The organism is Leisingera sp. ANG49 (genome assembly GCF_059694505.1).
On the sequence record NZ_JCATZN010000001.1, the window covers coordinates 117,652 to 129,920 of the forward strand.

The 12,269-nt window shown below is 63.1% G+C and carries 13 protein-coding genes; 6 read left to right on the plus strand and 7 right to left on the minus strand.

From position 1 onward, the window contains the following. The first annotated feature begins 179 nt into the window (after positions 1 to 179). The 3 genes from AC58NV_RS00585 to AC58NV_RS00595 all read left to right on the plus strand — a co-directional run bounded on the left by AC58NV_RS00585 (position 180) and on the right by AC58NV_RS00595 (position 2,837). The gene (locus AC58NV_RS00585; protein WP_497225428.1) at positions 180 to 1,655 is read left to right on the plus strand and encodes a leucyl aminopeptidase; all 1,476 of its coding nucleotides are present in this window, start codon (positions 180 to 182) and stop codon (positions 1,653 to 1,655) included. A 6-nt stretch (positions 1,656 to 1,661) separates the two neighbouring features. Beyond that, positions 1,662 to 2,120, plus strand: a complete 459-nt coding sequence (locus tag AC58NV_RS00590) for a DNA polymerase III subunit chi (RefSeq protein ID WP_497225429.1) — start codon at positions 1,662 to 1,664, stop codon at positions 2,118 to 2,120. Positions 2,121 to 2,285: 165 nt separating this feature from the next. Beyond that, a complete protein-coding gene (locus AC58NV_RS00595; protein WP_497225430.1) occupies positions 2,286 to 2,837 on the plus strand; it encodes a CHAP domain-containing protein in 552 nt (183 codons plus the stop codon). 20 nt (positions 2,838 to 2,857) lie between these two features. Here AC58NV_RS00595 and AC58NV_RS00600 read toward each other — a convergent pair whose 3' ends face one another. The 5 genes from AC58NV_RS00600 to AC58NV_RS00620 form a co-directional block, all read right to left on the minus strand. Next, positions 2,858 to 3,310, minus strand: coding sequence for a globin domain-containing protein (locus AC58NV_RS00600; protein ID WP_497226374.1), 453 nt, complete (start codon positions 3,308 to 3,310; stop codon positions 2,858 to 2,860). Positions 3,311 to 3,405: 95 nt separating this feature from the next. Beyond that, complete coding sequence (locus AC58NV_RS00605) at positions 3,406 to 3,987, minus strand: retropepsin-like aspartic protease family protein (RefSeq protein WP_497225431.1); 582 nt, start codon at positions 3,985 to 3,987, stop codon at positions 3,406 to 3,408. A gap of 44 nt (positions 3,988 to 4,031) precedes the next feature. Beyond that, complete coding sequence (locus AC58NV_RS00610; RefSeq protein ID WP_366659626.1) at positions 4,032 to 4,652, minus strand: MarC family protein; 621 nt, start codon at positions 4,650 to 4,652, stop codon at positions 4,032 to 4,034. Continuing rightward, entirely contained in the window at positions 4,649 to 6,505 is a 1,857-nt protein-coding gene (locus AC58NV_RS00615) for an ABC-F family ATP-binding cassette domain-containing protein (RefSeq protein ID WP_497225432.1), read from the minus strand. Before AC58NV_RS00615 ends, AC58NV_RS00610 begins: the two co-directional genes overlap by 4 nt. Before the next feature lie 71 nt (positions 6,506 to 6,576). Further along, on the minus strand, positions 6,577 to 6,852 hold the full coding sequence (locus AC58NV_RS00620) for a hypothetical protein (RefSeq protein WP_497225433.1): 276 nt from the start codon (positions 6,850 to 6,852) through the stop codon (positions 6,577 to 6,579). Positions 6,853 to 7,053: 201 nt separating this feature from the next. Between AC58NV_RS00620 and ndk the strand changes: the two genes are divergently transcribed. After that, positions 7,054 to 7,476, plus strand: coding sequence for a nucleoside-diphosphate kinase (ndk, locus tag AC58NV_RS00625; RefSeq protein WP_008556653.1), 423 nt, complete (start codon positions 7,054 to 7,056; stop codon positions 7,474 to 7,476). Between the two features lie 87 nt (positions 7,477 to 7,563). Here the strand turns inward: ndk and AC58NV_RS00630 are convergent, their stop codons facing one another. Beyond that, a complete protein-coding gene (locus AC58NV_RS00630) occupies positions 7,564 to 7,911 on the minus strand; it encodes a TfoX/Sxy family protein (RefSeq protein ID WP_497225434.1) in 348 nt (115 codons plus the stop codon). Positions 7,912 to 8,073: 162 nt separating this feature from the next. Here AC58NV_RS00630 and AC58NV_RS00635 point away from each other — a divergent pair, with 162 nt between their 5' ends. Beyond that, on the plus strand, positions 8,074 to 9,303 hold the full coding sequence (locus AC58NV_RS00635; protein WP_497225435.1) for a cytochrome P450: 1,230 nt from the start codon (positions 8,074 to 8,076) through the stop codon (positions 9,301 to 9,303). A gap of 14 nt (positions 9,304 to 9,317) precedes the next feature. Here the strand turns inward: AC58NV_RS00635 and AC58NV_RS00640 are convergent, their stop codons facing one another. Beyond that, a complete protein-coding gene (locus tag AC58NV_RS00640; protein ID WP_497225436.1) occupies positions 9,318 to 10,343 on the minus strand; it encodes an AraC family transcriptional regulator in 1,026 nt (341 codons plus the stop codon). 113 nt (positions 10,344 to 10,456) lie between these two features. Between AC58NV_RS00640 and AC58NV_RS00645 the strand changes: the two genes are divergently transcribed. Further along, complete coding sequence (locus AC58NV_RS00645; protein ID WP_497225437.1) at positions 10,457 to 12,217, plus strand: acyl-CoA dehydrogenase family protein; 1,761 nt, start codon at positions 10,457 to 10,459, stop codon at positions 12,215 to 12,217. Positions 12,218 to 12,269: the final 52 nt, after the last annotated feature.

Consider the following 12,269-nt stretch of genomic DNA (forward strand, 5'->3'; position numbering starts at 1 on the left):
TTGTTATTTTGCCGGACCTTAGTGGATTTGAATGGCGGGGAAAACTGCATTCTCGAGCAAGCCTTCGATCGGCGGCGGACCGCAGGTGCCGGACTGTGCCGCGGGGGTCTTTCCAAGCGCTGCCGCGCAGGATACCTCTGGTGCCAAGAACCAAACGATTTCAGCAGGAGCGCGCAAGAATGAGCAGCCTTACCCCGATCCGTTTTGCCGAATACGACCCCAAGGCGCTGGCGGAGATGACCGGCCGTGTTGCGGTTCTGGTGACGCCGGAAGGCAGCATGGATCAGGCTGCACGCAGTGCCAACCGTCTGGCCAAGGGTGCGATTGCCCGGCTGATCGACTCGGAAGGCTTCAAGAAGGCAAAGGCAGGCGATGTGATTTCGCTGGGCTGGCCCGCGGGCATGAAGGCCGAGGCGCTGGACGTGCTGGTGCTGCCGCGCAAGCTGACGCCGGTGGAAGCGCGCCAGGCGGGCGCCAAGCTGGTGAAGGGGGCTGCTGGCAAGCGGCTGACCGTCATGGCCGGCAGCATGAACAAGGCTGCGGATCTGACCATGGGAATGGCCTTGCGGGACTATACCTTTGACAACCACAAATCGCCAAAGGACGACAAGCCGGAGGGGGAAGTGGTGATTGCTTCCAAGTCGCCCGCGGAACTGGAGGCCGCCTGCGCGCCGCTGCTGGCGGTGGCCGAGGGGGTGCATATGACCCGGGATCTGGTCAATGAGCCCGCAAACGTACTGACCACCACGGAATTTGCCCGCCGCATTGAGGAAATGAAAGAGATCGGCCTGGAGGTCGAGATTTTGGAAGAGGCTGACTTGGAAAAGCTGGGCATGCGCACGCTGCTGAGCGTCGGGCAGGGCTCCGACAGCCCGTCCAAAGTTGCGGTGATGCAATGGAAGGGCGGCGCCAAGGATGCCGCGCCGCTGGCACTGGTCGGCAAGGGCGTGGTGTTCGACACCGGCGGCATTTCCCTGAAGCCCGCCGCCGGCATGGAAGAGATGACCATGGATATGGGCGGCGCAGGCGTCGTGGCCGGCGCTATGCGGGCGCTGGCGCTGCGCAAGGCCAAGGCAAATGTGGTTGGCCTGGTTGGTCTCGTGGAAAACATGCCGTCGGGCAATGCCACCCGCCCGGGCGACGTGGTGAAATCGATGAAGGGCGACACCGTCGAGATCATCAACACCGATGCCGAGGGCCGTTTGGTGCTGTGCGACGTCCTTTGGTACGCACAGGAACGGTTCAAGCCCGCAGGCGTGATTGATCTGGCAACCCTGACCGGCGCGATCATTATCGGGCTGGGGCATGAAAACGCCGGGGTGTTCTCTAATGATGACGACCTTTGCAATGCGTTCCTGAAGGCCGCCAAGGCGGAGAACGAGGGCGCCTGGCGGATGCCGTTGGGCAAGGCCTATGACGAGCAGCTGAAATCGCGCATCGCCGACATGAAGAACGTGGGCGGCCGCCCGGCCGGCTCGATCACCGCGGCGCAGTTCCTGCAGCGGTTCATCAAGGACGATATGCCGTGGATCCACTTGGATATTGCCGGTGTGGCTTCGGTCAGCAAAGACACGGACTATGCGCCCAAAGGCGCCACTGGCTGGGGCGTGATGGCGCTGAACCGGCTGGTCGCGGACAAGTTCGAGGCGGAATAAGCACCAATGGGGGCCGCCTATTTCTATCATCTGACGCGCAGGCCGCTGGAGGAGACCCTGCCGGTGCTTCTGGACAAGGCGCGCGGGGCGGGCTGGCGCATTGCGGTGCGCGGGCGCGACCCGGAGCGCATGGCCTGGCTGGATGACCGCCTGTGGCAGGGGCCCGAGGAGAGCTTCCTGGCCCATGGCCTGGCGGGCGGCCACCATGATGCGCTGCAGCCCATCCTGCTGACAGCAGGGCCAGAGGCGGCCAATAGTCCTGACTGCGTGATGGCGGTCGATGGCGCCGCCGTCAGCGCAGAGGAAGTGCAGGCGCTGAGCCGGGTCTGCATCCTGTTTGACGGCACTGATCCCGAGGCCGTCCAGCACGCCCGCACCCAGTGGAAGTCCCTGACTGATGCGGGCTGTTCCGCCCAGTACTGGTCCGAGGAAAGCGGCCGCTGGGAAAAGAAGGCCGAGAAATAGGCGGAAATCGGGTGGCGATGTCTGGCGTCGGCAAAAAATCGCCGACGGCTGGTGTGATTTGTTTCACAAGGGCAGCAATTACTCGATTTTTTGTCACTCGGCCTTTATCCCTGCCAGCACAATATCCGGACCACCGGAAAAACAACCAGGACACTGGGGGGACAGATGAAATTTGGACGTGCGGTCAAGCGGCTGCGGCTGCTTCCTATTGCCGGCGCCGGCCTTCTTTTTCTGGCCAATTGCGGCGATTTTCAGAACGGATCAGTAAGCCGGGCAGAGGCTGAGGCCGCGCGGCTGGAGTATGCGGTTCAGGAAGTTCAGTACCTGCAATCCAAGGGCCGCCGCGTCTGGTGTGTACCCTTTGCCCGCAATGCCAGCGGGATCGAGATCTTCGGCAATGCCAAGACCTGGTGGGCGCAGGCCAAGGACCAGTTTGCCCGCAGCAGGGAGCCGCAGCCCGGCGCCGTGATGGCGTTCAGCGCCACCCGCTCCAACCCGCTGGGTCATGTTGCTGTTGTGTCCAAAGTCGAGGATGCGCGCAGAATCCGGGTCAACCACGCCAATTGGCACCGCAACAAGATCTCGCTGGGCATGGCTGTGATCGATGTGTCTGAAAAGAACGACTGGTCCGCGGTCCGCCTGGAGAGCTATCCGGGCGCGTTCGGGCGGGTCTATCCCGTCAAGGGGTTCATTGCAGCGGAGCCTGGCAACGGATAGAACCGCTGCCCCGGCTTGGGTCATTTGCCTGGAATGTTGCCGCGCTGGATCATCTTGCCGGCAATCTCCTTGAAGGCAGCGCGCCAGAGACCTTCGAGTTCAGGTGTCATCTCCTTGCCGAGGGCATTGCGCAGAGTGTCGATCAGCGCTTCTTCCATCGGGGTAAAGTGAGGGGTTAGGACGCCAAGAGACGCATGCGTCTTGCCGAGCTCCTGAAATTGCGTGCTCACGGCACTCTCGTCATTCAGTTTGGCCAGAATGACGCCAAGCGTGGTCATGAATTTCATGCCCTGGCCTTCCAGGTCTTCCCGGAACATCTGGCGCAGTTCGGGCGCACGGCGGAACAGCGCGTCGTAGAAATACGTAGGCGCCTTGTCGGCTGCATCTTTCAGCTTGCTGTAGCTGTCCTGCAGCTGTTTCAGTTCTGCTTCGTTCACTGGCTTGTCTTCCTCCTGTTTGATTGGATTGTTCACGACCAATCTAGGGGCCAAACAGGTGTCTTTCCTTGATCCGCCTCAATACGTTGCAAACCATGGTTTCAGGGCGGGCAGGATGAATGGGGGTGACCTTAACGTGTCAGCACCAGCGCACCGTTGCGGATCTCGATGCTGGACCAGCGCTGCAGATACCCCATGCCCAGCAGAGACTGTTCCAGCTCCCCCTGGTTGACCCAGACGCGCACGTCCGTGTCGGTGATGCCGCCAAGCGAAATCTCATCGACCCAGACCGATGCGGTGCGCACCTCGCCATTGGCGGTGCTGGCGCGGCCGAGATAGGCAAGGCTGCCGGTGTCGATGCCCGCGCTTTGGGCGTCGCGCTCATTCAGGACAACCTGGCTGGCGCCGGTATCGACCAGAAACTCCACCGGGGCGCCGTTCACGTCCAGTGTAAGGTAATAGTGGCCGTCCGGTGCGCGCGGCACCTCGACCCGGCCTGCGTCAATGGCGACGCTTTGCTGCGGGCGGACAGTCTGGCGGATGTCTTCCCACAACCCGTATGAAGCGATGACGCCAAGGAAGATGAAGCCCCAGACCGCAAACATCTGCAGCGTCTTGCCGATGCTCTGGCGGTTCTGGACAAAGACCCAGGACCCGACCGCAACCAGCAGGATGATCAGATAGATAAACCGCCCGATTTCATATTCGCCCATGCGCTCACCTCCTGGTTATGATGTAGGCGGGCCGGGGCGTTATACTAGCCTGCGAAACCGAAGTCGCGCAGGCCGTCCAGCACGAACTGCACCGAAAGCGCTGCCAGCAGCATGCCAAGAAGCCGGGTGACAACGGTGATGCCGGTCTTGCCCAGCATCCGCTCGAACAGACCGGAAAACAGGCACATCACCAGGAGAATCGCCAGCACCGCAATGACCACGCCCATGACCATGGCAAAGCCTGCGAACCCCGGCTGCTGGCCGGTCAGCAGGATCACGGTCGCGATGGAGCCGGGGCCTGCCATCAGCGGGATTGCCAGCGGAAAGACAGAGGGGTCGTCGAAGTCATCTTCCTCGCTGCGGTCTTCGCGCCGTTTGTTGCGGCGTTCGAACAGCATGTCGAGCGCCGTCAGGAACAGCAGCGCGCCGCCGGCCACCCGGAAAGCGGGCATGGAAATGCCGATGAAGCCCAGCACCGCTTCGCCCAGGGCGGCGAAGATCGCCAGCAGGACCGCGGCAGTGATCGTCGCCCGCAGAGCGATGGAGCGGCGGCGGGCTGACGGCATGCCCTGAGTCAGGGCAATGAAAACCGGCGTCAGGCCGATCGGGTCGACGATCACGAACAGCGTCACAAAGGAGGTGATCAGGAATGCGGTGTCGATCATTGTGCCTCTGCCTGCTCCAGTTTTTCCAGCGCGTCCATCCACAGGCCCTCGGCCCGTTCCAGCGCCTCGATGCACTCAGCGTGTTTTTTCTGCCAGACCGCCATATCCGACGCCTTGCCCGGTTCGTACAGGCTAGGGTCGGCGAGCTTTTCGTCAAGCTTTTCACGCATTTCGCTGAGCTTCTCCACCCGCGCCTCGGACTTGCGCACGTCCGCGCGCAAGCCAAGCAGCACATCGCGGGAGGCGCGCTTGGGCTTGGCGGGCTTGGGCGCGTCGGCTTTGGCGGCGGGTTTTTCACGGGCAAGCAGCAGGGCGCGGTAGCTTTCCAGGTCGCCGTCATAAGGTTTGACGGTGCCGTCCGAGACCAGCCACAGCCGGTCTGCCACCAGGCTGAGGAGGTGCATGTCGTGGCTGACCAGGATCACCGCGCCGGAATAGGCGGTGAGCGCCTCCACCAGCGCCTCGCGGCTTTCGATGTCGAGGTGGTTGGTCGGCTCGTCTAGGATCAGCATATGCGGCGCGTCGATGGTGGCAATCAGGAGCGACAACCGCGCCTTCTGGCCGCCGGACAGCCGCCCGACCTCGGTTTCAGCCTGTGCGGCGCCTAGGCCGAAGCCTGCCAGCCGCGCACGCCACCTTGCCGGTGCCTCGTCCGGGCGCAGGCGGCGCAGGTGGTCGAGCGGGGTTTCGTCGACATACAGTTCATCCACTTGATGCTGGGCGAAATAGCCGATGCGCAGCTTGGAGGACCGGGTCATCTTGCCCGCCATCAGCGGCAGCCGGTCGGCCAGCAGTTTTGACAGGGTCGACTTGCCCTGGCCGTTCTTGCCCAACAGCGCGATGCGGTCGTCCTGATCGATCCGCAGGTTCAGCCGTTTCAGGATCTCGGTGTCGCCATAGCCGGTGATGCCGCCCTCGATATGGATGATCGGCGGCGACATTTCCTCCGGCTCCGGGAAGGTGAAGGCACGCAGGGCGGCTTCTTGCGGGGTGGTGATCGGCTTCATCTTGGCGATCATCTTGAGGCGGGCCTGAGCCTGTTTCGCCTTGGTTGCCTTGGCGCGGAAGCGGTCGACGAAGCTTTGCAGATGGGCGCGGCGGGCCTCCTGCTTCTTGGCCTCGGACTGGGCCGCCAGAATGCGGGCGGCGCGGGTCTCGGCAAAGGTGTCGTAGTTGCCCTGGTAGAGGGTGAGCTTCTTGTCTTCCAGATGCAGGATCGCCCCCACCGCCCGGTTCAGAAGGCCGCGGTCGTGGCTGACGATCACGACGGTGTGCGGGTATTTCGCCAGGTAGCTTTCCAGCCACAGCGCGCCTTCGAGGTCGAGATAGTTGGTCGGCTCGTCCAAGAGCAGCAGATCCGGCTGGGCAAACAGCACAGCGGCCAGCGCCACACGCATGCGCCAGCCGCCGGAGAAATCGGAACAGGGGCGTTTCTGATCTTCGTCGTCGAAACCCAGGCCCTTGAGGATGGAGGCGGCACGTGCCTCGGCCGACCAGGCGTCAATGTCCGAAAGCCGGGTTTGAATCTCAGCAATCCGCGCAGGATCAGTGGCGCTGTCGGCCTCGGCCAGCAGAGCGGCGCGTTCGGTATCGGCCGCCAGCACGGTGTCGGTCAAAGAGACATTTGACGAGGGCACCTCCTGCGCGACACCGCCGATGCGGGCCTTGGAGGGCAGGGAGATGCTGCCGGTCTCCAGCGCCAGCTCGCCCCGGATCAGCCGGAACAGCGTCGTCTTGCCGGTGCCGTTGCGCCCGACCAGGCCGACTTTGTGGCCGGTGGGAATGGTGGCCGATGCGCCCTCGATCAGCGGGCGGCCTTCGACCGAATAGGTAATGTCCTGAATGCGTAACATGGACGGAGCACTGCGGCAGTGCTGCGGTGTTGTCAATGGGGGAGGGAGCTGGCGGCGGCTGGCGGCCCCGGCTAGTTCAAATGTTCGGCGAATTCATCGAAGGAATAGGAAGCAAAGCCGACCAGCGGATTGTCACCCTCGCGGCTGAAGGCAAAGACGTGGATTTCGTCATGGCGCAGGGTCGCGCGGCAGAAACTGCCTTCTTTGGCGAGTGCCGACGGGCAGCTGTCCAGATCGGCGTGGGCAACAGCTGTTTCGAACAACCCGTAGGTCATTGGCATTGCGGTTTCAGCGGCAAAGGCCGGTGCGGCTGCGAGGCAGGCGATCAGAGCAAATGCAGGTTTCATTGTTCAACCTTGTTTCAAGTTTCAACCCTGTTCGCGCCGCGGTACCTGACTAAAATAATCAAGTAAGTGCAACCCCGAATCTGCAGCTGCGTCAAAGCTGCGCAATCACCTCTTTATCCTGTCACAGAGCCATGCTATCGGGGCGGCAATTCGTAACGGGCCGGGCATGACGTCCGGCTTTTCAGCACAGGAGTCTGCCCCATGGCACTGGAACGCACTTTCTCGATCATCAAGCCCGATGCAACCCGCCGCAACCTGACCGGCAAGATCAACGCCAAGTTTGAAGAAGCCGGTCTGCGCATCGTGGCGCAGAAGCGCATCCACATGACCAAAGAGCAGGCAGGCAAGTTCTACGAAGTGCACGCCGAGCGCCCGTTCTACGACGAACTGTGCGAATTCATGTCCTCCGCTCCGGTGGTTGTGCAGGTTCTGGAAGGCGAAAACGCCATCGCCAAGAACCGCGAAGTGATGGGCGCCACCAATCCGGCAGACGCAGCGGCCGGCACCATCCGCGCAGAGTTCGCTGAATCGGTTGGCGAAAACTCCGTGCACGGTTCCGACGCGCCGGAAACCGCTGCCGTGGAAATCGCTTACTTCTTCTCCGGCATCGAGCTGGTCGGCTAAGCTTCAGGGCTTACCGAAAGTTTTGGGGCCGTCCCGTTCAGGGGCGGCCTTTTCTTTTCTTATGTGAGAGTGGCAGCGCCGGGAGGCCTAGGTGACTTTCAAATCCGCGGGCGTGGCCCGCACACCAATGGCGTCCAGTTCCGCCAGCAGCTTCGAGCTGTGCTGCGGGCGGGTCTCTGCCTTGATCGCATCAAAGCGTTTGCGCAGCTCTTCCTTCTCCTTGCCCTTGCAATCATTCCAGGGCCGTCCCTGCAGCGCCATCACCAGCACGTAATAGCCGATAAAATGCGGCCGGGTGCCGGTTTGCAGAAGCTTGGCATAGGCCGCATCGGCGCCGATCGCGCGCAGCTCCTCAGCTGAGGTGATGCCGGCGCGGTGGCACGCTTCCTCATAAGCGGGGCCAAGGTTTCGGATGGAGGAAATGGCTGTGTTCATGGTTTGTTTCTATCCCTGCCTTGGTCCGTTGTCACGCGGAAATCCGGTATCGTCGTAAATCGCGCTCCGGTGCACTGACGCTGGGTTCCGCACCTGATTGGGTGATTGACAGTCGCATTTGCGCCGGAAACGCTGACACCAGGGCCGAGGGGAGGACGACGGATGAGTGATGGGGCGCATGTGGCTGTGAATACTGAGGGATTTGATCTTGCAAATCCTCCTGAGGGCTTTGTGGAGGATCCCTTTCCCTACTACGATGCCCTCCTGCGCGAGGCACCGGTTCTGCCGCAGCCGGACGGCTCTCTGCTGGTCTGCCGCCATGCGGACCTGGACCGGATCTACCGTGACACCACGTTGTTCTCCTCGGACAAGAAGCGCGCCTTTGCCCCCAAATACGGCGAGGGGTCGCCGCTGTTTGAGCATCACACCACCTCGCTGGTGTTCTCGGATCCGCCGCTGCACACGCGTGTGCGCAAGATCATGACAGCGGCGCTGACACCGCGGGCAATTGCAAAAATGGAACCGGGCCTGGTTGAGACTGTCGACTATCTGCTGGACGCCATGACGGGCCGGGACAATGTGGATCTGATCGGCGATTTTGCCGCCTCCATCCCGATCCAGATCATCGGCAACCTGCTGGATGTGCCGATGGACGAACGGGCGCCCTTGCGCGACTGGTCGCTGGCGATCCTGGGGGCGCTGGAACCTGCGCTGAGCGAGGCGCAACTGGCGGCTGGACACCGCGCGGTGGAGGAGTTCAGGACCTATCTGCAGGACCTGATCGCCCGGCGGCGGGCCAAGCCCGGCGACATCGAGACTGACGTGCTGACCCGGCTGATCCGGGGCGAGGGCGCGGACGGGACCCTGAGCGAGATCGAGCTGATCCAGAACTGCATCTTCATTCTGAATGCGGGCCATGAGACCACCACCAACCTGATCGGCAACGGTCTGGCGCTGCTGAATGATCATCCGGACCAGAAGCAGAAACTACTGGCGGAGCCGGAGCTGATCAAGCCCGCGGTGGAGGAGATGCTGCGGTTCCGATCTCCGAACCAGTTGGGCAACCGCGAAACTACCGCAGAGGCGGAGATCGGCGGCATCCGGGTGCCCGCGGGAACCAACCTGCATCTGGTGATCGGGGCGGCGAACCGCGATCCGGACGTGTTCGAGAACCCCGGGGAATTTGACATCACTCGTGCACCGAACCGGCACTTGGCCTTTGCTGGCGGGCCGCATGTCTGTGTCGGCCTGACGCTGGCACGGCTGGAGGGGAAGATTGCCATAGAGCGCCTGCTGCGCCGGTTTCCGGACTACCGCATTTTGCCCGGGCGGGTGCCTGGCGGGCGGATCCGGTTCCGCGGCTATGCGGCCTTGCCTGCGGAGCCGGGGTGACGCGGCGCCTGCGTTCAGGCCCCGGGTGATCTGTAGGCGCTTGGCGGTGCACCGGTCCAGCGGCGGAACGCCCGGTGAAAGTTCGCCGCGGAAGAAAACCCGGTATCCTGCGATATTTCTTCGATGCTTTTAAGGCCGGATTGCAGGTCGCGGATTGCCAGGTCACGGCGCAGCCCGTCCTTGATGGCTTGAAACGAGGTGTCCTCCGCATCCAGCCGCCGCATCAGCGTTCGCGGGGTGACGCTCAATGCCTGCGCCGCATCCGCCAGATGGCAGTTCTCCCAGCTGGACCGGTACAGGAATTCCCGCACTTTCAGCGACTGAGTATGCTCGCGGAACCCGGTGAAGATCCAGTCGCGGGGGGCGCGGGCCAGGAACTCGTTCAGCTCTGCATTGGTGCGGTGGCCGGGCAGGCCCAACTTGCCGGTCTCGAAGACAATTGCCGAACAGGGCGCCTTGAAACTCACCAAGGCTGGGAAAATGACCGAGTAATCCTGCGAAAACGCGGGCCGTTCAAAGGCAAAGTGCACCGCCCGGACCGGCACCTCATAACCTGCCAGCCACGAGAGCAGCCCATGCGCCAGCTTCAGGATCAGCATGTGGCCGAACCGCTGCACGGGCTGCCCGCCCTGCGGCACCAGCTGCAGGCCGGTACTGGTGCTGTCCTCTGTCAGATCGATCCTGTAGTCGTCCAGCAGCAGGTTCCAGAAAGTGGAGAACCGGTGCAGGGCGGCGGGTAGCGTGCCGGCTTCGCGGACCGTGGTCAAAAGGTGCTGCAGGGCTCTTGGCCTGACCGGCCGGCTCCAAAGACCCGTCATTTCGTCCTGGGTCTCGACGGCGGCTATCTGGTACAGGCGGACGATCTGATCCAGGGTAACCCGGTGGGTCAGCTGCCCCTCTGACAGGTGCAATCCCGCCCGCTGCAGAAAGGACGCCAGCTGGACATCCGTGCAGCAGTGCCGCAACGCCAGTATCCAATCCCCGGCCAACTGCGGCGAAACCGTTGCAAGGCTGGAAGAGTCTGGTGTGGAGAACTGCATGGGTGTCAGGGCGGTTTGTCACTTTTGGATAGGATAATGTCTGTAATGAACGTGGAACAGCCTCCTTGCAACGCGTATCTGGCATGAAGGAACAATAATCCGGAGCGACGGAAATGACCTATCAGGCGCCTATTCGCGATATCATGTTCAACATTGAACACCTGCCGGCCAAAACGGCGGCAGCAGGCGGCGGGATTGAGCTGTCGGATATCGAGGCAGCGCTGGAAGGGCTGGGGCGCTTCTGCTCGGACGTTATTGCGCCGCTGTCCCGGACCGGGGATGAGGCCGGCGCGCGGCTGGAGGGGGCAGAGGCCGTACTGCCCGAACCTTACGCGCAGGCCTATGCGCAATTTGCCGAGATGGGCTGGCAAAGTCTGCCGCACCCGGAAGAGTTCGGCGGCATGGGTCTCCCGCGGGCGGCAGCGGCGGCAGCGACCGAGATTTTGAATGCCTCTGATCTGAGTTTCGGCCTGTGCCCGCTGCTGACCGACGGCGCGGTGGAGGCTCTGCTGCTGACCGGGTCGGATGCCCAGCAACAGAAGTACCTGGGGCCGATGATTTCCGGCCAGTGGTCCGGCACCATGAACCTGACCGAACCGCAGGCCGGCAGCGACCTGGGACGGGTGCGATGCAAGGCGGAGCCGGCTGCGGACGTGACCTATGCGGTTTCCGGCACCAAGATCTTCATCACCTATGGCGAGCATGGGCTGACGGAGAACATCATCCACCTGGTGCTGGCCCGGACGCCCGGCGCGCCGGCCGGTCCCAAGGGGCTGAGCTTGTTCATCGTGCCCAAGTTCCTGGTGGAGGAGGACGGCACGCTCGGCCGCCGAAACGCGGTCACCTGCGTCAGCCTAGAGCACAAGCTGGGCGTCCGGGCCAGCCCGACCGCGGTGCTGGAATACGATGGCGCGACCGGTTTTCTGGTCGGCGAGGAGAACCGCGGGCTGGAGTACATGTTCGTGATGATGCGCGCCGCGCGCTTTGCCGTTGGCGTGCAGGGCGTAGCGGTGTCGGAGCGGGCCTGTCAGCACGCCCTGCAGTATGCGCAGGACCGCGTGCAAAGCCGCCCGGTGGATGGCAGCACCAAGGATGCCGCACCGATCATCCGGCACCCGGATGTGCAGCGGATGCTGCTGCGGATGCGGGCGCTGACCGAAGGCGGGCGAGCGCTGGCGATTGCCACTGCGGGCTGGCTGGATTTGGCAAAGCAGGCTGAGACGCAGGGCGCCTCTGACGCAGTGGATATGGCCGAATTCCTGGTGCCGCTGGTTAAGGCTTTCTGCACCGAGCGGTCGCTGGAAGTCACCTCGCTGGGGGTGCAGGTGCATGGCGGCATGGGCTTCATCGAGGAGACCGGTGTCGCCCAGTTCTACCGCGATGCGCGGATACTGCCGATCTATGAGGGCACCACTGCGATCCAGGCGAACGACCTTCTGGGCCGCAAGGTGCTGCGGGACGGCGGCGCAACCGCACGCCGCTTTGCCGGGCTGGTGCAGGAGACCGAACAGGCCCTGCAGCAGGGATCTGAACAGGCGCAGGCCGTGGCAAAACGCCTGGGCGAGGCGCGCCGGATGTTTGAGGCCAGCCTTGCCTGGCTGCTGGACAATGCAGCGGCGGACCCGAATGCGGCCTATGGCGGCAGTGTCCCGTTCCTGATGCTGACCGGCAATCTCGCTGCGGCTTGGCAGTTGGGTCGGTCCGTACTGGCGGCCAGCGCCAAGCTGGAGCAGGGCGAAGACACGGCTTTCATGACGCAGAAGATCGCCACGGCAGCCTTCTACGCCCAGCACATCCTTGTGGAATGCGGCGCCGAAGGCCTGCGTATCACTGAAGGCAGCGCCAGCTTGGGCGATGCTGCGGTTAACCTCTGAACATCGAACAACAGTGGCACGGCTCTGTGCTGGAAAACAAAGAAAGGGTTGG